The organism is Mycobacteriales bacterium (assembly GCA_030697205.1).
Taxonomy (GTDB): Bacteria; Actinomycetota; Actinomycetes; order Mycobacteriales; family SCTD01; genus JAUYQP01.
In genome coordinates, this window is sequence record JAUYQP010000015.1 from 1 (window position 1) to 19,204 (window position 19,204).

At 73.5% G+C, this 19,204-nt stretch carries 20 protein-coding genes and 1 pseudogene; 4 read left to right on the forward strand and 17 right to left on the reverse strand.

All coding sequences use genetic code 11. The features are described from left to right. Nucleotides 1–139: 139 nt before the first annotated feature. From Q8R60_05435 to gatC, 7 genes and pseudogenes are all read right to left on the reverse strand, one after another. Nucleotides 140–751, reverse strand: a pseudogene (locus Q8R60_05435) (transposase). A gap of 270 nt (nt 752–1,021) precedes the next feature. Next, complete coding sequence (locus Q8R60_05440; GenBank protein ID MDP3711912.1) at nt 1,022–1,255, reverse strand: hypothetical protein; 234 nt, start codon at nt 1,253–1,255, stop codon at nt 1,022–1,024. Between the two features lie 3 nt (nt 1,256–1,258). Continuing rightward, on the reverse strand, nt 1,259–1,429 hold the full coding sequence (locus Q8R60_05445; protein MDP3711913.1) for a hypothetical protein: 171 nt from the start codon (nt 1,427–1,429) through the stop codon (nt 1,259–1,261). A gap of 136 nt (nt 1,430–1,565) precedes the next feature. Beyond that, the gene (gene gatB, locus Q8R60_05450) at nt 1,566–3,062 is read right to left on the reverse strand and encodes an Asp-tRNA(Asn)/Glu-tRNA(Gln) amidotransferase subunit GatB (protein ID MDP3711914.1); all 1,497 of its coding nucleotides are present in this window, start codon (nt 3,060–3,062) and stop codon (nt 1,566–1,568) included. Beyond that, the gene (locus tag Q8R60_05455) at nt 3,059–3,508 is read right to left on the reverse strand and encodes an SRPBCC family protein (GenBank protein MDP3711915.1); all 450 of its coding nucleotides are present in this window, start codon (nt 3,506–3,508) and stop codon (nt 3,059–3,061) included. The genes gatB and Q8R60_05455 overlap by 4 nt, the downstream gene beginning before the upstream one ends. Further along, on the reverse strand, nt 3,505–4,992 hold the full coding sequence (gatA, locus tag Q8R60_05460) for an Asp-tRNA(Asn)/Glu-tRNA(Gln) amidotransferase subunit GatA (protein ID MDP3711916.1): 1,488 nt from the start codon (nt 4,990–4,992) through the stop codon (nt 3,505–3,507). The genes Q8R60_05455 and gatA overlap by 4 nt, the downstream gene beginning before the upstream one ends. Next, nucleotides 4,989–5,291, reverse strand: a complete 303-nt coding sequence (gene gatC, locus Q8R60_05465) for an Asp-tRNA(Asn)/Glu-tRNA(Gln) amidotransferase subunit GatC (protein ID MDP3711917.1) — start codon at nt 5,289–5,291, stop codon at nt 4,989–4,991. Before gatC ends, gatA begins: the two co-directional genes overlap by 4 nt. 181 nt (nt 5,292–5,472) lie before the next feature. Here gatC and Q8R60_05470 point away from each other — a divergent pair, with 181 nt between their 5' ends. Further along, a complete protein-coding gene (locus Q8R60_05470) occupies nt 5,473–6,138 on the forward strand; it encodes an ACT domain-containing protein (protein ID MDP3711918.1) in 666 nt (221 codons plus the stop codon). A gap of 17 nt (nt 6,139–6,155) precedes the next feature. On the opposite strand, the gene ligA is transcribed toward Q8R60_05470, so the two are convergent. Genes ligA through Q8R60_05500 form a run of 6 tightly spaced genes read right to left on the reverse strand, consistent with a single transcriptional unit; the run spans nt 6,156 to nt 13,182 of the window. After that, nucleotides 6,156–8,246 carry an NAD-dependent DNA ligase LigA gene (ligA, locus tag Q8R60_05475; protein MDP3711919.1) on the reverse strand — a complete coding sequence of 697 codons (2,091 nt, stop codon included), beginning with the start codon at nt 8,244–8,246 and terminating at the stop codon, nt 6,156–6,158. A 10-nt stretch (nt 8,247–8,256) separates the two neighbouring features. Next, a complete protein-coding gene (locus tag Q8R60_05480; protein ID MDP3711920.1) occupies nt 8,257–9,255 on the reverse strand; it encodes a methionine synthase in 999 nt (332 codons plus the stop codon). Then, on the reverse strand, nt 9,252–9,497 hold the full coding sequence (locus Q8R60_05485) for a hypothetical protein (GenBank protein MDP3711921.1): 246 nt from the start codon (nt 9,495–9,497) through the stop codon (nt 9,252–9,254). The genes Q8R60_05480 and Q8R60_05485 overlap by 4 nt, the downstream gene beginning before the upstream one ends. A 10-nt stretch (nt 9,498–9,507) precedes the next feature. Next, complete coding sequence (gene mnmA, locus Q8R60_05490) at nt 9,508–10,581, reverse strand: tRNA 2-thiouridine(34) synthase MnmA (GenBank protein MDP3711922.1); 1,074 nt, start codon at nt 10,579–10,581, stop codon at nt 9,508–9,510. Then, complete coding sequence (locus Q8R60_05495; GenBank protein ID MDP3711923.1) at nt 10,578–11,753, reverse strand: cysteine desulfurase family protein; 1,176 nt, start codon at nt 11,751–11,753, stop codon at nt 10,578–10,580. Before Q8R60_05495 ends, mnmA begins: the two co-directional genes overlap by 4 nt. Nucleotides 11,754–11,790: 37 nt before the next feature. After that, a complete protein-coding gene (locus Q8R60_05500) occupies nt 11,791–13,182 on the reverse strand; it encodes a hypothetical protein (protein MDP3711924.1) in 1,392 nt (463 codons plus the stop codon). Between the two features lie 55 nt (nt 13,183–13,237). Between Q8R60_05500 and Q8R60_05505 the strand changes: the two genes are divergently transcribed. Beyond that, complete coding sequence (locus Q8R60_05505) at nt 13,238–14,155, forward strand: oxidoreductase (protein ID MDP3711925.1); 918 nt, start codon at nt 13,238–13,240, stop codon at nt 14,153–14,155. 207 nt (nt 14,156–14,362) lie between these two features. Here the strand turns inward: Q8R60_05505 and Q8R60_05510 are convergent, their stop codons facing one another. From Q8R60_05510 to Q8R60_05520, 3 genes are all read right to left on the reverse strand, one after another. Next, a complete protein-coding gene (locus tag Q8R60_05510; GenBank protein MDP3711926.1) occupies nt 14,363–15,316 on the reverse strand; it encodes an electron transfer flavoprotein subunit alpha/FixB family protein in 954 nt (317 codons plus the stop codon). A 14-nt stretch (nt 15,317–15,330) separates the two neighbouring features. After that, complete coding sequence (locus tag Q8R60_05515) at nt 15,331–16,110, reverse strand: electron transfer flavoprotein subunit beta/FixA family protein (GenBank protein MDP3711927.1); 780 nt, start codon at nt 16,108–16,110, stop codon at nt 15,331–15,333. 197 nt (nt 16,111–16,307) lie between these two features. Further along, entirely contained in the window at nt 16,308–17,087 is a 780-nt protein-coding gene (locus Q8R60_05520; GenBank protein ID MDP3711928.1) for an enoyl-CoA hydratase-related protein, read from the reverse strand. Nucleotides 17,088–17,138: 51 nt separating this feature from the next. Between Q8R60_05520 and Q8R60_05525 the strand changes: the two genes are divergently transcribed. Together Q8R60_05525 and Q8R60_05530 are read left to right on the forward strand one after the other, a co-directional pair. Beyond that, a complete protein-coding gene (locus tag Q8R60_05525) occupies nt 17,139–17,789 on the forward strand; it encodes a hypothetical protein (GenBank protein ID MDP3711929.1) in 651 nt (216 codons plus the stop codon). Then, nucleotides 17,786–18,745, forward strand: coding sequence for an alpha/beta fold hydrolase (locus tag Q8R60_05530; GenBank protein ID MDP3711930.1), 960 nt, complete (start codon nt 17,786–17,788; stop codon nt 18,743–18,745). The genes Q8R60_05525 and Q8R60_05530 overlap by 4 nt, the downstream gene beginning before the upstream one ends. Here Q8R60_05530 and Q8R60_05535 read toward each other — a convergent pair. Then, a complete protein-coding gene (locus Q8R60_05535) occupies nt 18,675–19,190 on the reverse strand; it encodes a DinB family protein (protein MDP3711931.1) in 516 nt (171 codons plus the stop codon). The two genes, Q8R60_05530 and Q8R60_05535, sit on opposite strands and share 71 nt — an antisense overlap. Between the last annotated feature and the right edge of the window lie 14 nt (nt 19,191–19,204).

Sequence of the window (19,204 nt, forward strand, 5' to 3'; positions counted from 1 at the left end):
GGCCGCCGTTCGAGATGTCGTCGTCCGAGGTGGTCACAGCGGCCTTCGCAAGCGTCGGTGCCTTCATCGTGCAGTCTCCTGTCCGAGGCGTCAGCCCCAGCGTCGGACCTCAGCGACTTACACAGACGATCTGACACGCCCCGAACAAGGCGTCCTCGTCCTTGTCGACCCGCTCCGCCTCAAACAGCAGCGCCGAGACTTCAGCAGCCAGAGCCTTCTGCTTGTCGGTCATCCGGGCGTAGCTCATCGCCTTGCGCCGGGAGGCGTTCGCCCGGACCTTCGTGCCGTCCAGCGCGACCCGACCGAGCCGGACCATCCCGGCGGCCTGGCACAACTCCAAGGCCTGCACGAACAGGTGCCCCAACGCCGACAGGTGCCGCTTACGGAACTTCGCGATCGCCCGATACGCCGGCACCTGCCCGGCCGCCAGCCAGCGGAACGCCACGATGTCGCTGCACGCCGCCTCGAGCTTGCGGGAAGACCGGATCCCACTCGTGTAACCCAGCAGCAGCACCCGCACCATCAGCCGCGGGTCGAACGGCGGTGCCCCCCGACCCTCGCGGTAATCGGCGTAGAACGCCGACAGGTCCAGGTGCTCATCGACGAGATCGGCGATGAACCGGGCGATGTGGTCCTGCGGAAGCCACTCGTCCAACGACGGCGGGACCAGCCACGCCTGGCCCGGATCGAAGGGCCGAAACGTCTTGTCCACCGGGCCCCGCTCGACCACCGGCGGCTCCACCGGCGTCATCTCGAACAGACCGTCATCACCTTGATCCGCAAGCACACTCAAGTGTCCCAAGGGTCACTGCTGCGCCGAAGCACCCCGCCGCGCGTGTTTCGGACCCACGCTCCTAGGCATCTGGCTGAACGAACGCGGAGGTTGTTGGCCGTGGCAGGAGCGGACCCCTGGACGGGCAGGAGGACCGCCGCTCTGCGACGGAAGCCCAAGCAGGTACAGCAACGGGTAGGTGCCGTTGGCCATGCGATCGCAACGATGCAGTGGCCCGGACGGGGACGACTACTGACCGAGTGAGCTGGCGGCTCGAATCTCCTCCACGGCCGCTGCCGGTATGAGCCACCGGCGGTCGGCGGTCCGGACTACGCCCCGCGGGCCAAGACGCCGGACGAGCGCGAAGGCATCGTCGGGAGAGCAGCCGAGTCGCTCAGCGAGTTCGTCGACGCTCAGAAACTCTGTCGTCTCCTCCACCCGCTCAGGGTAGAGCGCGGGGGCGGCGGTGGGGAGGTTCTCCACAGGTCAGTCCTCCGTTTGGGGAGGATGGACTGGGCCAAGGCTGCGCCACACGTAGCCGAGCGCGGGTTCGTACTCGCAGACCCAGGCGACCTCGAACTCGTCGACGTAGACCGACCCGTCATTGACCTTGTCAGCAACCGGGAATCCGTCCTCGTCACGCTCCCCTCGGCTCACCACAGGAGTGTGAAGGCGGACTGACGACATCGGGCGCGTGCAGCCAGAACTGTGGACATCTCGCGAGCACCTCATGCACTCGCCATCGCGCTCTCTCGTCGGGGAGCGACGAGCCGCTTCCGACGACGAGCCCCGGCTACTCCTCGGAGACGCCGAGCTCGGCGAGGACGAGGCGGCGGACGGTGGCGGCGTCGGCCTGGCCGCGGGTGGCCTTCATGACCCCGCCGACCAAGGCGCCCACGGCCTGGATCTTGCCGCCACGGACCTTCTCAGCGACGTCGGGAGCGGCGGCCAGAGCCTCGCGGACGGCGAGCAGCAGAGCACCCTCGTCGGAGACGACAGCGAGCCCGCGGGAGGCCACGACCTCGTCCGGGGATCCCTCACCGGCCAGCACGCCGTCGACGACCTGGCGGGCCAGTCCGGCGTTCAACGTCCCGTCGGTCACGAGAACGCACACGCGAGCAACCTGCTCAGGAGTGATCGGCAGGTCGCCCGCGTCGACGCCCAGCTCGTTGGCCTTCTGTGCCAGGGCGCCGAGCCACCAGTTGCGGGCCTCGGCCGCAGCCGCGCCGGCCTCGACGGTGGCGAGCACGAGGTCGAGCACGCCGGCGTTGACCATGGCCTGCGCGTCGAGGTCCGACAGGCCCAGTCGGGACACGAGCTGCGCACGGCGCACCGAGGGCGCCTCGGGCAGCGCGGCCTTCAGCGATGCGACCCACTCGGGGTCGGGCGCGACCGGCACGAGGTCGGGCTCGGGGAAGTAGCGGTAGTCGGTCGCCTCCTCCTTGGAGCGACCCGACGTCGACATGCCGGTGTCCTCGTGGAAGTGGCGGGTCTCCTGGACGATCCGCTCGCCGGCCCGCAGCCGGAAGGCCTGCCGCTCGACCTCGGATCGCACCGCCCGCTCGACAGAGCGCAGCGAGTTGACGTTCTTGGTCTCCGAGCGGGTGCCCCACTCCTCGCCAGGCTTGTTGAGCGAGACGTTGACGTCGCAGCGCATCGAGCCCTGCTCCATCTTCACGTCGCTGACGCCGAGGCCGCGCAGGACGTCGCGCAGCTCGGTGACGTAGGCCTTCGCCACCTCGGCGGGGAGAGCGCCGGTGCCGGTGACCGGCTTGGTGACGATCTCCACCAGCGGGATGCCGGCGCGGTTGTAGTCGACCAACGAGTGCGACGCACCGTGGATGCGCCCGGTCGCGCCACCGACGTGCAGCGACTTTCCGGTGTCCTCCTCGAGGTGCACCCGCTCGATCGGGATCCGCACCGTCTCTCCGGCCACGACCACGTCGAGGTAGCCGTCGGTGCACAGCGGCTCGTCGTACTGGCTGGTCTGGAAGTTCTTGGGCATGTCGGGGTAGAAGTAGTTCTTGCGCGCGAAGCGGCACCAGGTCGCGATGTCGCAGTGCAGGGCGAGGCCGATGCGGATCGTCGACTCGATGGCCATCGCGTTGACGACCGGCAGCGCGCCCGGCAGGCCGAGGCAGACCGGGCAGGTCTGGGTGTTGGGCTCCGCGCCGAACTCCGTCGCGCAGCCGCAGAACATCTTCGACGCGGTCCCGAGCTCGACGTGGGTCTCGAGGCCGATGACCGGCTCGAACTCCGCGAGCGCCTCGGCGTAGGGCACTGCCGTCATCCGGTGACGACCTCCTCGAGCTTGGCGAGCGTCTTCTCCATGTTGGTCTTGGTCAGCCCGGCCGCGGCACGGACGATCACCGGGAGCCGCTCGGTGGTCGGGTCCCACGTCTCGCGCACGAGGGTGCCGCCCTCGACCGACTCCAGCTCGTAGCGCCAGGTGCGCCCACCGACGAGGCGCGACACGAGCGGGTAGTCCGGGACGGGCTGCCACGCGATGAGGCGGTCCTCCTCGAACTCCGTGACCTTGCTGACCATCTTGTAGGGCGCACCCATCTTCATGCCCATGCCGAAGCGCGCGCCGAGCGAGAGCCGCGCGGGCGCCTTGGTCGGCTGCTGGACGGTGCCGGAGCCGTCGATCTCCTGGTGCCGCTTCGGGTCGACGAGCACCGCGAAGATCTGGGCTGCGGGCGCGGGGATGACGCGCTCTACGGACACGGGCTTCATCGGGACTCCAACAGCTCGGGGGCGGAGGCGAGCAGCGGCCCGCCCCATCGGGAGAGGTACGCCGCTTCGAGCGCCGCACCGACGCGGTAGAGGCGGTCGTCCTGCAGCGTCGGCGCCATGACCTGCAGGCCGACCGGCAGGCCCTCGGACAACCCGCACGGGAAGGACGCAGCGGGCCCGCCGTAGAGGTTGGCGGGGATGCTCGCGACGTCCTGGCGGTACATCGACAGCGGGTCGGACAGCTTGGCGCCCAAGGGGAAGGCGACCGTCGGGCAGGTCGGCGCGACGAGCACGTCGACCGACTCCCACGCGGCCTGGAAGTCGCGGGTGATGAGGGTGCGGACCTTCTGCGCCTGGCCGTAGTAGGCGTCGTAGTAGCCGCTGGACAGCGCGTAGGTGCCGAGGATGATCCGGCGCTTGACCTCGGCGCCGAAGCCCTGGGCGCGGGTCAGCGCCATGACCTCCTCGAGCGAGCGCTCGCCGTCGTCGCCGACGCGCAGGCCGTAGCGCACGGCGTCGAAGCGGGCCAGGTTGCTCGACGCCTCCGAGGGCGCGATCAGGTAGTAGGCCGGCAGGGCGTAGCCGAAGTGCGGGCAGCTGACCTCGGACACCATCGCGCCGAGCTCCTGCAGCAGCGCGACGGCCTCGTCGAAGCGCTCCTGCACGCCGGGCTCGTAGCCGTCTCCCGAGAGCTCCTTGACGACGCCGACCCGCAGGCCCTTCACGTCGGCCTGGCGGGCGGCCTCGACCACCGGCGGGACCGGGCGGTCGATCGAGGTCGAGTCGCGCGGGTCGTGACCGGCGATGACCTCGTGCAGCAGCGCCGCGTCCATCACGGTGCGGGCACACGGGCCGGCCTGGTCGAGGCTCGAGCTGAAGGCGACGAGGCCGTAGCGCGACACCCCGCCGTAGGTCGGCTTGACCCCGACCGTGCCGGTGACCGCGGCCGGCTGGCGGATCGAGCCGCCGGTGTCGGTGCCGATCGCAAGTGGCGCCTGGTAGGCCGCGAGCGCCGCCGCCGAGCCACCGCCCGAGCCGCCGGGGATGCGGGTGAGGTCCCACGGGTTGTGGGTCGGGCCGTAGGCGCTGTGCTCGGTGGAGGAGCCCATCGCGAACTCGTCCATGTTGGTCTTGCCGAGCACCACGACGCCGGCGGCCTTCAGGCGCACGGTGACGGTCGCGTCGTAGGGCGGCCGCCAGCCCTCAAGTATCCGGCTGCCGACGGTCGTGGGGACGCCCTCCGTGCAGATGACGTCCTTCAGGGCAAGGGGTACGCCGGCCAGCGGCCCGGTGAGCTCACCCGCGTCGACGCGGGCGGCCTGCGCCAGAGCGCCCTCGGTGTCGACGTGCAGGAAGGCGTGGACGGCACCGTCGGTCGCGGCGATCCGGTCGAGGTGAGCCTGGGCCACCTCAACCGCACTGGCCTGACCGCTCTCGATGGCGGCCCGCGTCTCGACGGCGGTCAGCCGCGTGAGGTCGGTCATGCCTCGTCGTCCAGGATGCGCGGGACGCGGAAGCGGCCGTCCTCGGCCGCCGGGGCGCCGGCGAGCACCGCGTCGCGCGGCAGCGACGGCATGACGACGTCGGGGCGGGTGACGTTCTCGACCGGGACCGCGTGGGTCGTCGGGGGGACGTCGGCGGCGTCGGTGACCTCGGAGATCTGCGCGACCGCCCCGAGGATGACGTCGAGCTGGGCCGCGAGGCCGTCGAGCTCGGCGTCGTCGAGGGCGAGCCGCGCGAGCCGCGCGAGGTGCGCGACCTCCTCGCGGGTGATCTCGGGCATGCGGCTCCTGCCGGGTCGTCTCGTGCTGCAGCGGACGGGCGTACCGAGCCTAGTGGCGCGGCGCGAACGGGTTCCCGGCGACCTTCACGGGTGGGACACGGCCGCGAAACACAGCGGTCACCGGGCAGGCGCACCATGGAGGCGCACCCCCTGCTCCACCCGCCCGCTCCTGGAGGCCCGTGTGTCCTACCTGCTCCGCGTCGTGCTGCCCGACCGCCCGGGGATGCTGGGTGCGGTCGCGACCGCGTTGGGCGAGGCCGGGGCCGACATCCTCAGCCTCGACGTCGTGGAGCGCGGGCCGGAGGGCGCCGTCGACGACCTGCTCGTCGAGATGCCACCCGGCGGGCTCGCCGACCGGCTCATCTCCTGCGCGCAGTCGGTGCCGGGCGTCGTCGTGGAGTCGTTGCGGCCCTACCGCGGCGCGCAGGACCTGCACCGCGACCTCGAGCTCGTCGACGAGCTGGCCGCGGCCCCGCAGGACGGCCTGCGGCTGCTCGTCGAGAACGCCCCGGGGGTCTTCCGCGCCGGCTGGGCGGTGCTGCTCGAAGACGTTGGCGGCTCCCTCCAGGTGCACGCCGCCTCCTCCGCCGCCCCCGACACGACCGGGCTGACGCTGCCCTGGCTGCCGCTGGCGACCGCCCGCCGGCTCGGCTCGGACGAGGAGTGGGTGCCCGAGTCGTGGGACGTCCTCGGCGTCGAGATGGCCGCGGCGCCCGTCGGGACCCCGACCCGCGTCGTCCTCGTCGGCCGCCCGGGCGGTCCGCGCTTCCGCGCGTCGGAGGTGCTGCGCCTGGCCCACCTTGCCGGCATCGCCGCGACGGTCTCGGCGTCCTACCTCCCGGCCTGACCCGGCCTCCCAAGAGGTCAGGCCTCGAGGACCGTGGCGACCTCGCGGGCCGCGTCGAGTCCTTGCTCGAGCAGGACCGCGAACCCGTCGGCGTCGAGGACAGGGACGCCGAGCTTGACGGCCTTGTCGTACTTCGACTGACCCGGCTCGTCGCCCAACACGACGAAGGTCGTGTTCTTCGACACCGAGCCGGTCACCTTGCCGCCACGCGACTGCACAGCCTCGGTCGCGCCGTCGCGCGAGTGCGAGGCGAGGGTGCCGGTCACGACGACGGTGACGCCCTCGAGCGGCCGCGGGCCCTCGTCGAGGTCGGCGTCGGCGAGCAGCACGCCGGCCGCGCGCCAGCGCTCGACGATGTCGCGGTGCCAGTCGACGGCGAACCACCGGGTGACCGCGTCGGCGATGGTCGGGCCGACGCCGTCGACAGCCGCGAGCTCGGGCTCGGTGGCGGCCTCGATCGCGGCCATCGAGCGGAAGTGACGGGCGAGCTCGCGAGCCGCCGTCGGGCCGACGTGGCGGATCGACAGCCCGACGAGGAAGCGCCACAGCGGGCGGGTCTTGGCGACGTCGAGGTTGGCCAGCAGCTTGGCGCCGTTGGCGGTCAGCGAGCCGTCCTGGTTGCGGAAGAAGGCGGTGCACAGCAGCGCGGACTCGTCGAGGTCGAACAGCCCGCCCTCGTCGGTCAGCACGCCGTCGGTGAGCAGCGCGACGGCCGCCTTCTCCCCCAGCCCCTCGAGGTCGAGCGCGCCCCGCCCCGCGAGGGTGAACAGCCGCTCCTTGAGCTGCGCCGGGCAGGTCTGGTTGTTGGGGCAGCGCAGGTCGACGTCGCTTTCCTTCGCCGGCCGCAGCTCGGTGCCGCAGGACGGGCAGTGGGTCGGCATCACCCAGTGCTCGGGCTCGGGGTCCGGTCGCAGCGCGACGACCGGCGCGAGCACCTCGGGGATGACGTCGCCGGCCCGGCGCACGACGACGGTATCGCCGGGGCGGACGTCCTTGCGGCGTACCTCCTGGGCGTTGTGCAGGGTCGCCATGCCGACCATCACGCCACCGACGTGGACCGGCTCGAGGACCGCGAAGGGCGTCACACGGCCGGTGCGACCGACGTTGACCTCGATGGCCCGCAGCAGGGTCGTGACCTCCTCGGGCGGGTACTTGTGGGCGATCGCCCAGCGCGGTGCCTTCGACGTCGAGCCGAGCCGGCGCTGCAACGCGACCTGGTCGACCTTGACGACGACGCCGTCGATGTCGTGCTCGACGTCGTGGCGGTGCTCACCCCAGTGCGCGATGTAGCCGTGGACGCCGGCGAGGTCGGCGAAGACGTCGTAGCGGCTGCTGATCGGCAGCCCCCACTCGGCCAGCTGCTCGTAGGCCGCCGACTGCGACTCCGGCTCCCAGCCCTCACGGGCGCCGATGCCGTGCAGCGTCAGGGCGAGCGGGCGGGTCGCGGTGACCCGCGGGTCCTTCTGCCTCAGTGACCCGGCCGCGCCGTTGCGCGGGTTGGCGAAGGGCGCCTTGCCGTCGGCGACTAGGCGCGCGTTGAGCTCGGCGAACTCGGCCGTCGGCAGGAACACCTCACCGCGCACCTCGAGCAGCGGCGGGACCCCCGTGCCGGTCAGCCGGTCGGGGACCGAGGCGAGGGTGCGGGCGTTGGGGGTGATGTCCTCGCCGGTGCGGCCGTCGCCGCGGGTCGCGGCGCGCACCAGCCGGCCGTCGCGGTAGACCAGCGCGACCGCCAAGCCGTCGATCTTGAGCTCGCAGAGGTACGACGCGGCGTCGCCGACCTCCTTGGCCGCGCGGCCCGCCCACGCGTCGAGCTCGTCGGCGGTGAAGACGTTGTCGAGGCTCATCAGCCGCTCGAGGTGCTCGACCGGCGCGAAGTCGGTGGAGAACGACTCCATCACCCGCTGCGTCGGCGAGTCGGGGGTGCGCAGCGACGGGTGCGCCTCCTCGATCGCCGTCAGCTCGCGGACCAGCGCGTCGTACTCGACGTCGGAGACCGTCGGCTGGGACAGCACGTAGTAGCGGAAGGCGTGCTCCTCCAGCGTCTGCGCGATCTGGGCGGCGCGCTCGCGCACGTCGGCCGGGACGCCGTCGACGAGCTCGCTCACTCGGGGCACGTCATTCCGGGGCCTCGGTGAGCCGGCGACCCATCTCGGTGCAGGCCGCGAGGGCGGAGCGGGAGTACGACGGCGAGGCGCCCGCGAGCCCGCACGCCGGGGTGACGACGACGCTCTGCGGGAGCAGCGCGGGGTCGAGTCCGAGCCGGTGCCACAGGCGCTTCACGGGTGCGAGTCTCGCATCGAGGTCGGACAGGTCGGCGTCGGTCCCGGGCACCAGGCCGAGCAGCACGGGGACCCCTCGGTCGACAGCCTCGCCGAGCAGGTCGTCGTCGCGCGGGGTGAGGACCGCGGCGTCGAGCGACAGTGCCGTCGCGCCCGCCTCGAGCAGCAGCTCGACCGGCGGTGACGGGGCGCAGCAGTGCACGGCGACAGTGCCGTCGTGGACGCCGATGACGGTGCGCAGCCGGTCGCGCGCGGTCTGGCGGTCCGGCGCCCGCAGGGTCGCGAAGCCCGAGGCGGTGGGGATCCGGGCGGCGAGGACGGCGGGCAGCGACGGCTCGTCGAGCTGCAGGACGAGCGCGGTCTGCGGGAAGCGGGCGCGCAGGTCGGCGAGGTGGCGGCGCAGCCCCTCCGCGAGGCTCTCGGCCAGGTCGGCCATCGCGCCGTGGTCGGCGAGCGCGCGGTCGCCGCGGTGCAGCTCGACCAGCGTCGAGAGGGTCCACGGCCCGGTGGCCTGGGTCTTCAGGACCGCCGGGTGGGCGCCGTCGGCGGCCTCCTCCAGCGCGTCGAGGTCGCGGGCGAGCAGGTCGCGGGCGAGCCTCGCGTCACGGCCCGGTCGCGGCACGAAGCGCCAGCCACTGGGCTGCAGGTCGGCGTGGAGATCGACGAGCAGGGCGAGACCGCGACCGGCGAGGTCGGCGTGGGGGCCGCGGGCGGGCAGCTCCGGCAGGTGCGGGACCGCGAGCTCGCCGAGCACCACGCGGGCGGCCTCGAGCGGGTCGGTGCCGGGCAGGCTCCCGATGCCCGTGGCGGCGCCGGGGCCCCATGGGGGCGTCACGCCCGGCGGGCGCCCCTGGCCGGCGCCTTCGCGGCGGGGGACTTCGCGGGCGCCTTCGCCGGCGTCTTGGCAGGGGCCTTCGTCGCGGCGGGCTTCGCGGTGCGGCGGCCGGAGCCGGTGAGGAAGGCGAGGTCGCTCTCGAGGGCTCGGATGACCGCCTCGCGCGGGGCACTCGCGCCGCGGACCGCGAGGCTGAACTGCTGGATGACCTCGAGGTCGGTGAGGCTCACGTCGTCTGCCATGCCCTCGACCCTAGCGGGGTCCGGCGAGCGTTGCGGACCCGAGCACGACGTCACCGTCGGGGTGCGGCGCGTAGAGCACGACGGCCTGGCCGGGGGCGATGCCCGAAGCCGGCTCGTCGAGGGTCACCACCCACTGGTCGGCGTCGCCGGTGACGACCCCGGCGTGGACCTCGCCGTGGGCGCGGACCTGCGCGTCGCAGCGCAGCGGCAGGTCGTGCGGCGGCCCTGTCCAGCGCGGTGCGTCGGCGTGGAGCACGGACGTCCGCAGCGCCTCCTTCGGCCCGACCGTGACCGTGCGACTGACCGGCTCGATGCCCAGCACGTAGCGCGGCCTGCCGTCCGGGGCCGGCACCGTGATCGCGAGGCCGCGGCGCTGGCCCACCGTGAAGCCGTAGGCCCCGTCGTGGCTGCCGACGACCGCACCGGTCAGGGCGTCGACCAGCGGGCCCGGCTGGCTGCCGAGCCGCTCGCGCAGGAAGCCCGCGGTGTCGCCGTCGGCGATGAAGCAGATGTCGTGGGAGTCGGCCTTGTCGGCCACGCCCAGCCCTCGCTCGCGCGCGATCCGGCGTACCTCGTCCTTGGTCATGCCACCGAGCGGAAGGACGGTCGACGCGAGCTGCGCCGGGGTGAGCACGGCGAGCACGTAGGACTGGTCCTTGGCGTCGTCGACGGAGCGGCGCAGGACGCCGTCGTCGAGGCGCGCGTGGTGGCCCGTGACGACGGCGTCGAAGCCGAGCGCGAGGGCGCGGTCGAGGACGGCGGCGAACTTGATGCGCTCGTTGCAGCGCAGGCAAGGGTTGGGAGTGCGGCCGGCGGCGTACTCCGCGACGAAGTCGTCGACGACGTCCTCGCGGAAGCGGGCGGCGAGGTCCCAGACGTAGAAGGGGATCCCGAGCGCGTCGGCGACGCGGGCGGCGTCGCGGGCGTCCTCCTTGGAGCAGCAGCCGCGGCTGCCGGTGCGCAGCTCACCAGGCGCCTCCGACAGCGCGAGGTGGACGGCGGTGACGTCGTGGCCCGCGTCGACCGCGAGCGCCGCGGCGACGGCGCTGTCGACACCACCCGACAGGGCGGCGAGCAGCCTCACCGGCGGGGCGCCCACGTCCCGGCGAGCGCCGCGCGCTCGACCGCGCCAGGCAGCGCGGCGAGCAGCGCGTCGACGTCGTCGGCGGTGGAAGTGTGGCCGAGCGAGAAGCGCAGGGACGAGCGGGCGACGTCCTCGGCGGCGCCGGTCGCGAGCAGCACGTGGCTGGGGCGCGCGACGCCGGCCGAGCAGGCAGAGCCGGTCGAGACCTCGACGCCCTTGGCGTCGAGGAGCAGCAGCAGCGAGTCGCCCTCGCAGCCGGGGAAGGAGAAGTGGGCGTTGCCGGGCAGCCGGTCGACGGGGTCGCCGTTGAGGACCGCGTCGGGCAGGGCCGCACGGACCCGGCTGACGAGGTCGTCACGCAGGGCCGTGAGGCGCCGCGCGGTCTCAGGCTGACGGGCCACCGCGATCTCGGTCGCGACGGCGAGCCCGGCGATGCCGGGAACGCCGAGGGTGCCCGAGCGCACGTCGCGCTCCTGACCACCGCCGTGCAGCAGCGGGGTGCAGCCGATGTCGCGGCCGAGCAGCAGCGCGCCGATGCCGAGCGGACCGCCGAGCTTGTGGCCGGTCATGGTGAGGGCGTCGACTCCGCTCGCGGCGAAGTCGACCGGCAGCTGGCCGACGGCCTGCACCGCGTCGGTGTGGAAGGGGATGCCGTGCTCGTGGGCGACGTCGGCGAGGGCGCGGACGTGTTGCACGGTGCCGATCTCGTTGTTGGCCCACATCACCGTGACGAGCGCGACCTCTGACGGGTCCTGCACGATCGCGGCGGCGAGCACGTCGGGGTGGACCCGGCCGAGCTCGTCGACCTCGAGCCAGGTGACGGTGGCGCCCTCGTGGGCGACGAGCCACTCCACCGCGTCGAGGACGGCGTGGTGCTCGACCGCGCTGGCCAGCACCCGGGTGCGGCGCGGGTCGGCGCGGTGGCGCGACCACCAGATGCCCTTGACGGCGAGGTTGTCGCTCTCGGTGCCGCCGCCGGTGAGGACGACTTCCGACGGCCGGGCACCCAGCGCGGCGGCGAGCCGCTCGCGCGACTCCTCGACCGTGCGGCGGGCAGCGCGGCCCGAGGCGTGCAGCGAGGAGGCGTTGCCGACCTCGCCCATCGCGGCCACGACGGCCGCGACCGCTTCGGGGAGCACGGGCGTGGACGCCGCGTGGTCGAGGTACGCCACGCGGCGAGCCTACGTGTCGGGCGCAGGCCCGGCCGGGTCAGCCCAGCAGGACGCGGCTGGTCAGCGCGGCACCGGTCGGCATCACCGGGTCGACGACGACCTGGGTCGGCAGCAGCCCGGCGGCGGCGCGGACGTCGCGGGCGACGGCCACGGCGACGTCGGCCTCGTCGGTGCCGGCGGCCGGGGCGACGTGGACGAGCAGCTCGTCGGCCCCGTCGCGGGTGCTCGGCGCGACGACGACCCGCCAGTCGGCGACCTCGGGGCTGCCGACGAGCGCGCCGGCGACAGCCCGCAGGTCGACGGCCTGCGTGCCCTTGCGCAGCGCGAGGACGGGCACCAGAGCGCGGCGGCGGGTGCCGACGACGCGGGGGACGGTGCGGCCGCAGGACGGGCAGGCAGCGTCGGTGAGGCTCGCGGCAACGTCGCCGGTGCGCCAGCGCAGCAGCGCGCTGCCACGCATCCCGAGCTGGGTGACGACGACCTCGCAGCCGGCCGTCGCGGTGCCCTCGCCGCTGTCGGGGTCGACGCCGTCGACGAGCTCGAGGTCCGGGTAGGTGTGCAGGCCCGCTGCCGCCCCGCCCTCGCGGCACTCGGCCCACAGGAGTCGGTGGCCGTCGGGCACGTGGACGGCGAGCGCCTTCGCCGACGCCGCACCGACCCGGCGCAGGGCCGCCTCGGCGGCAGCCCGCTCGTCGTCGCTGGGGGCGCCGACGAGCAGCAGCGTCGTGAGGCTCCCCAGGGGCGCGCCTGCCTCGTCGAGGTCGTCGAGGACCGTCTCGGCGTCCGCCGCGGGCACTGCGAGGACGGTCGCGGGGACGAGCCGCAGCGCGGCCGCCACCTCGTCGGGGTCGTCACCGGGCTGCAGGGCAGGCGCACCCGCCCCGAGGGCGGCGAGCTGCAGGCCCTGGCTCGCCGCGGTGGGCAGCAGCGGCAGGGCGCTGACGAGGACGTCGGCGCCGGTCAGCCCGAGCACCGCCCACGCGCGGGCTCCCGCCCGGGCGACGACGTCGAGGTCGCGGCGGGTGCTCGCGACCGGGAAGCGCATCGCGAGGCCGGCCCAGACGAACGACGTCGGGCGCGTGTCGGCCTCGACGACGGCGCGGTAGCTGCCGGGCCGGGCGAGGCGGGCCGCAAGGGCCTTGCGCAGCGTCGGGCCCTCGGCGTGCAGGGCGAAGCCGGACTCGCCGGCCTGCAGCACCAGTGCCGCGGCACCGGCCGGGTCGCCGTCGGGGCAGACGTCGCGCTCGCCGGCAGCCGGCAGCGACCGCACGCCCTGCAACGTCGCGACCGAGGTCGCGGTGCGCCCGAGGTCCTTGAGCCGGCCGCGCCACCACGGCGAGAACGGCCCGACCGCATCCACCACCTGCGTGCGGACCGCCGTCTCCTGCTGCTTGGCCCGCTGATCCGTCGTACGCCTGTCCCAGGTCACGGTGGGCGAGTCTAGGGAGGTGGCGCCCGCGGCGCGGGACTGCCACTCTCTGCGGATGCCCTCCTGGTCGCTGTCCGACGTCCCCGACCTCACCGGGCGCACCGCGCTCGTCACCGGCGCCAACTCCGGCCTCGGCTTCTGGACGACCGTCGAGCTGGCCCGCAAGGGCGCGCGGGTCCTCATGGGCTGCCGCGACGCGGGCCGCGCCGAGGCCGCGCTGCAGCGGGCGCGGGCGGAGGTCACCGGCGCCCAGGTCGAGCTCGTCACCCTCGACCTGCAGTCGCTGTCGTCCATCGAGGCGGCGGCGAAGGAGGTCGCTGCGCGCACCCCGTCACTGGACCTGCTCGTCGACAACGCCGGCATCATGGCGACCCCGCGCACCCTCACCGAGGACGGCTTCGAGGCCCAGCTCGGCACCAACCACCTCGGCCACTTCGCACTGACCGGCCGGCTGCTCCCGACCCTGCTCGAGGCACGCGCACCGCGGGTCGTCGTGGTCTCCAGCGGCGCCCACAAGCCGGGGAAGGTCGCCTTCGACGACCTCATGGGCGAGCGGTCCTACGGCCCGTGGAAGGCCTACTCGCAGAGCAAGCTCGCCAACCTGCTCTTCGTCCTCGAGCTCGACCGCCGGGCCCGCGCCGCCGGCTCGCCGCTGGTCGTCACGGCTGCGCACCCGGGCTACGCCGCGACGCACCTGCAGGACACCGACGGCCTGCGCGGGCTGGCCATGAAGCTCGGCAACCGGCTGCTCGCGCAGTCCGACGCCGCAGGGGCGCTGCCCTCGGTCTACGCCGCCACCGCACCCGACGTCTCGGGCGGTGACTACTACGGGCCCGACGGGCCGTTCGAGATGCGGGGCACGCCGACGAAGGTCGGTCGGACGAAGGCGGCCCAGGACACCGACGTCGCCCGCCGGCTGTGGGTGGTCTCCGAGGAGCTCACCGGCGTCACCTACGACGCGCTCCCCGGCTGACGCGCCAATCCCGACGTACGCCGCCCTGCCCCTCCGCCCCACCCACCCCTCCCCCGGTGATCTTCGCCTCCTTGCGATTCCGCACGCTCGAGCAGCCGCAAGAGGGCGAAGATCAGCCCGGGACGGAGAGGCAACCCCCGGACGCGCGACGGCCCGGCGACCCACAGGGGGTGGCCGGGCCGGCACGTGTCAGACAGCGGGCGGGGACTAGCCCTTGCGCTTGACGATCTCGTCGGTCAGCGCGGGGACGACCGTGAACAGGTCGCCGACCAGGCCGTAGTCGGCGAGCTCGAAGATCGGGGCCTCGGGGTCCTTGTTGATGGCCACGATGGTCTTCGAGGTCTGCATGCCGGCGCGGTGCTGGATCGCACCGGAGATGCCGACCGCGATGTAGAGCTGCGGCGACACGGTGCGCCCGGTCTGGCCGACCTGGTTCTGGTGGGGGTACCAGCCGGCGTCGGTCGCGGCGCGGGAGGCACCGACAGCCGCACCGAGGGTGTCGGCGAGCTTCTCGACGATGGCGAAGTTCTCGCCCGCGCCGAGGCCACGGCCGCCGGAGACGACGATGGAGGCGTCACCGAGGTCGGGGCGGCCGCCCTTGTCCTCGACGACCTTCTCGACGATGCGCGCGGCCTTGTCGGTCTCCGACGCGGTGACGCTGACCTGCTCGATGGCACCGGCGCCGGCGGACTCGACCGGGGCGGTGGAGTTGGCGCGGACCGTGATGATCGGCGTGCCCGTCGCGACCTTGGAGGACACGACGACCGAGCCGCCGAAGATCGGCTGCTCCGCGACCAGCTCGGGGGTCACACCGACGGCGTCGGTGATCAGGCCGCTGCCGGTCTTGACGGCCAGCCGGGCCGCGACCTCCTTGCCGTCAGCGGTGCTCGGCAGCAGCACGGCCAGCGGGCTCTTGTCGGCGACGAGCTGGGCGAGCAGGGCGGCTCGCGGGCCCGCGAGGAAGTCGTCGTGGTCCGACGACTCGTCGACGTAGACCTTCTCCGCGCCGTAGGCGCCGAGCTTCGCGGCCGCGGTGGCCGCACCGGCGCCCAGGGCGACCGCGGAGGGCTCACCGAGGGTCTTGGCCAGCGTCAGCAGCTCGTAGCTGACCTTCTTGGGGGTGCCATCGACGTGGTCGATGAGGACGAGGACCTCAGCCATGGTTTCCAGACCTCTCAGACGAACTTCTGCGACGCGAGGAACTCGGCGACCTTCAGGCCACCGTCACCCTCGTCCTTGACGACCTGACCGGCCTGGCGCGGCGGCTTGTTGGAGAACTCCACGACCTGCGACGGCGCGGTGGCGAGGCCGACCGTGCCCGCGTCGATGCCGGCGTCGGCCACCGTCAGCGTGGTGAGGGGCTTGCTCTTGGCGGCCATGATCCCCTTGAAGGAGGGGTAGCGCGGCTCGTTGATCTTCTCGACGACGGAGACGATCGCGGGGGTCGAGGCCTCGACGACGGCGTAGCCGTTCTCCGTCTGGCGCTCGATCCTCACGCTGCCGCCCTCGGCGGTGACCTTGCGGGCACCGGTGAGCTGCGGCTTGCCGGTGCGCTCGGCGAGCAGCGCGCCCATGATGGCCATCCGGGAGTCGGTGGCCTCGGAGCCGGCGATGACGAGGTCCCACTCGAGGGTCTCGAGGACCTTCGCGATCGCGGCGGAGGTCTGCAGGGCGTCCGAGCCGGCGAGGGCGTCGTCGGACAGGTGCACGGCCTTGTCGGCACCCATCGACAGCGCCTTGCGGATCGTCTCGACCGCGCGCTCCGGACCCATGGTGAGGATCGTGACCTCGCCGCCCTGGGCCTCCTTGATGCGCAAGGCCTCCTCGACGGCGTACTCGTCGATCTCGTTCATGACGACGTCGACCGACGCGCGGTCGAGGGTCTTGCTGCTCGCGTCGAGCTTGCGCTCGGCCCAGGTGTCAGGCACCTGCTTCACCAGTACGACGACGTTCACGCTGCCGAGTCCTCCGTCAGGCTGTCCATCACCAAGGGCGCGCGGGGGCCCGCGCGCACTTCTCGAGGCGGAACGCTAGCCGCGCGGGTGGCGTCGGCATGCACCGGTCTCTGCCCTGGAGTCTCCCCCCACCGGAACACGGGTGCAAACTCCTGCAAGCGAGGGGCCGCAGTCGCCTTCGTCACACTGCCCGTGCGTCACCGACCGGTGAAGACCGCCTTGCCGGGCCCGTTGTCCACGAAGGACCGCATCCCGGCCTTCTGGTCGTCGGTGGCGAACAGCGCCGCAAACAGCGCGGACTCCAGGCGCAGGCCGCTGTCGAGGTCCACCTCGAGGCCGTCGTCGATGGCCTGCTTGGCGGACCGCAGGGCGACCGCCGGCCCGGTGGCGTAGGACGACGCCATCGCGAGGGCGGTCTCGTAGACCTCGCCGTCGGGGACGACCCGGTCGGCCAGGCCCAGCGCGAGCGCCTCGTCGGCCGCGACGTGGCGGCCGCTGAAGATGAGGTCCTTGGCCTTGGCGGGTCCTACCAGCCGGGGCAGCCGCTGGGTCCCGCCTGCGCCGGGGATGACCCCGAGGGTGATCTCGGGGACGCCGACCTTGGCGCGCTCCCCCAGCACCCGGAAGTCGGCGGTCAGGGCGAGCTCGAACCCGCCCCCGAGGGCGTAGCCCGTGACGGCGGCCACGACGGGCTTCGGGAGGGTGGCCACGACCCGCAGCGCGTCCTGCAGCATCTTTCCCCAGCCGAGCATGTCGGCATAGGACAGCGACTCCATCTCCTTGATGTCCGCGCCCGCGGCGAAGACCCGCTCACCGCCGTAGAGCACGACGGCCCGGACGTCGTCGCGCCCGCGCGCCTCCTCCGCCACCTCCTGCAGCTCGGCGCGCAGCTGCGCGTTGATCGCGTTCATCTTGGGACGATCCAGCCGGATCGTCCCGACCGCGCCGTCCACCTCGAGCCGCACGAACTCGCCCACGTCTTGGCCGTCCTTACTCCAGGGGTCCTTCCCGGACCCTAGTGTTCGGCTGTGTTCCGCGACTCGCGCGGTGTCGTTCACACCGTCTCCTCCGCAGATCCGCTGACCGACCTCCCACCGGAGGCGGCGGCGGCGCTGCAGGCCGCGCTCCTGCAGCCGGGCGACCTCGGCACCCTGCTGGAGCGCTGCGAGGCGGTCCGCGACCTGCTCGACGACTGGCAGACGTCGTTCTTCGAGGGGCTGCCGGCTCACATCGACCTCGAGGAGGAGGCGCGGGTCGCCGCCGAGGCCGGGCTGTCGCTCGAGCAGGTCGAGGCCGAGCACACCGCCGACGAGCTGCTCGCCCTCGGTGGGCTCGACGACGACGAGGACGAGTGGACCGACAGCCAGGGCGAGCTCGACCTCGAGATGCAGCTCAGCGACCTCGCCGACCTCGACGACGACCCGCGGTCCCGGCTGTCGGAGGAGCTCGTCGGGATCCTCGAGCGCGCGCTGCTGCTGCTCCCGCTGCGCGTCCGGCTCGAGGCCCTCATCGCCGCCGAGGGCCTCGTCGACGAGTGGGAGCAGCTGATGGCCGACCACGAGAAGCTCCTCGGCCACCTCGTGCTCGCGCACGGCGACCGCCCTGAGCCCGGGACCCACGACGAGCTCGCCGACCGCCACGCCGTGCTGCACACCGCGTCCGGGCCGGGCCACCCGTGACCACCCGGCCGACCTGGCGCACGGTCGACGTCGACGGCGCCGCGATGCGGGTGATGGAAGCCGGGTCAGGAGACCCCCTGCTCTTCCTGCACGGCTGGGGTCTCACCCCTCGGGCGTACGCCGACGGCGTCACCCGGCTCGTCGGCGCGGGCGTCCGGGTCATCGCCCCGGCCCTCCCCGGCTTCGGCGGCTCCGACGGCCCAGCGCTGCGGCGGCTCGACCTGCCGGCCTACGGACACCGGATCGGGCGGCTGCTCGACGTCCTCGAGGTCGAGCACCCGGTGTTCGTCGCCGGCCACTCCTTCGGCGGCGGCGTCGCCATCCAGCTCGCGGTCGAGCGGCCCGAGCGGGTGCGGTCCCTGACGCTGGTCAACTCCGTCGGCGGAGCCCCGGGACGAGGCAGCGGGCTCGACGACTCCTCCTGGGTCGGGTGGGCCGCCGGCACCCTGGGCGAGCTGTCCCCGCGCACCCTGCTGCACGCCGTGCCCGCGATGGCCCGCGACTTCGTGCCCAACCTCCTGCGCAAGCCGCTGACACTGGCCCTCACCGCGCGCCTCGCCCTCACCGCGTCCCTGGCCGAGCAGGCGAAGGCGCTGGTCGCGTCAGGCATGCCGGTGCTCTTCATCTGGGGCGACGACGACCGCATCATCGCCCCGGGAGCATTGGCCCACGTCGTCGGCGACCTGCCGGCCGAGGTCGTGCGGGGCCGGCACGGCTGGCTGCTCACCGAGCCCGAGGAGTTCGCGACGCTGATGCGCAACGCGCTGGTGGTCCACGCGATGCTCGAGCGCAAGCAGCGCGGTCAGTCCCTCGTCCTGCCCCCGGGCACCTCTCTGGCCGACCTCATCCCGGTCGAGCGCCGTCGCGCCTCGCGCGTCCCCCCGGTCACGCCCCGACGTCGTGCAGGTGGTGCAACGGGTCGTGCAGGAAGTAGCGGGCGAACGAGTCGACCGTGAAGCGCGCCCCGTCGCTGCGCCGACCGGGCCGGTCCCAGTCGGTCACCGCCGCGAAGCGCCGCGCCAGGACCTCGGCCTCCCGCTCGAGGTCGTCGGCGACCTCGGCCGGGTCCTGCTCGAGGTAGCGGTCCGCGACCGCGGAGGCGTCCTGGTCCCAGTTCGGGTAGAGCGGGTTGTCGGTCTCGAGCATCAGGCGGAGGCGCTCGTCGTAGAGGCGCACGACGTCGCGCACGTGGACGGCGTACTCCAGGGGGGCCCAGGTGCGGTCGTCGGGTCGCACCGTCGTCGCTCTCCCGTCGCGCAGGAACGCGACCCAGCGGGCAGCGGTCTCGCGCAGCAGCCTCGGCACGTCCTCGCGGGCGAAGCCGGCAGGGTCGGTCCCGCACTCGTCGCAGCGGGTCTCGACGACCCATGTCCAGTCCTTGGTGTCGGGTGCGATCGCCATGACCGCAGACCGTA

Bases quoted from the DNA above. Each gene is read 5' to 3' on its own strand.
- gatA (MDP3711916.1), bottom strand. From the start codon at position 4,992: ATGACCGACCTCACGCGGCTGACCGCCGTCGAGACGCGGGCCGCCATC.
- Q8R60_05485 (MDP3711921.1), bottom strand. From the start codon at position 9,497: ATGGCAGACGACGTGAGCCTCACCGACCTCGAGGTCATCCAGCAGTTC.
- Q8R60_05505 (MDP3711925.1), top strand. From the start codon at position 13,238: ATGCCCTCCTGGTCGCTGTCCGACGTCCCCGACCTCACCGGGCGCACC.
- Q8R60_05535 (MDP3711931.1), bottom strand. From the start codon at position 19,190: ATGGCGATCGCACCCGACACCAAGGACTGGACATGGGTCGTCGAGACC.
- gatC (MDP3711917.1), bottom strand. From the start codon at position 5,291: ATGCCCGAGATCACCCGCGAGGAGGTCGCGCACCTCGCGCGGCTCGCG.
- Q8R60_05455 (MDP3711915.1), bottom strand. From the start codon at position 3,508: ATGAAGCCCGTGTCCGTAGAGCGCGTCATCCCCGCGCCCGCAGCCCAG.
- Q8R60_05510 (MDP3711926.1), bottom strand. From the start codon at position 15,316: ATGGCTGAGGTCCTCGTCCTCATCGACCACGTCGATGGCACCCCCAAG.
- gatB (MDP3711914.1), bottom strand. From the start codon at position 3,062: ATGACGGCAGTGCCCTACGCCGAGGCGCTCGCGGAGTTCGAGCCGGTC.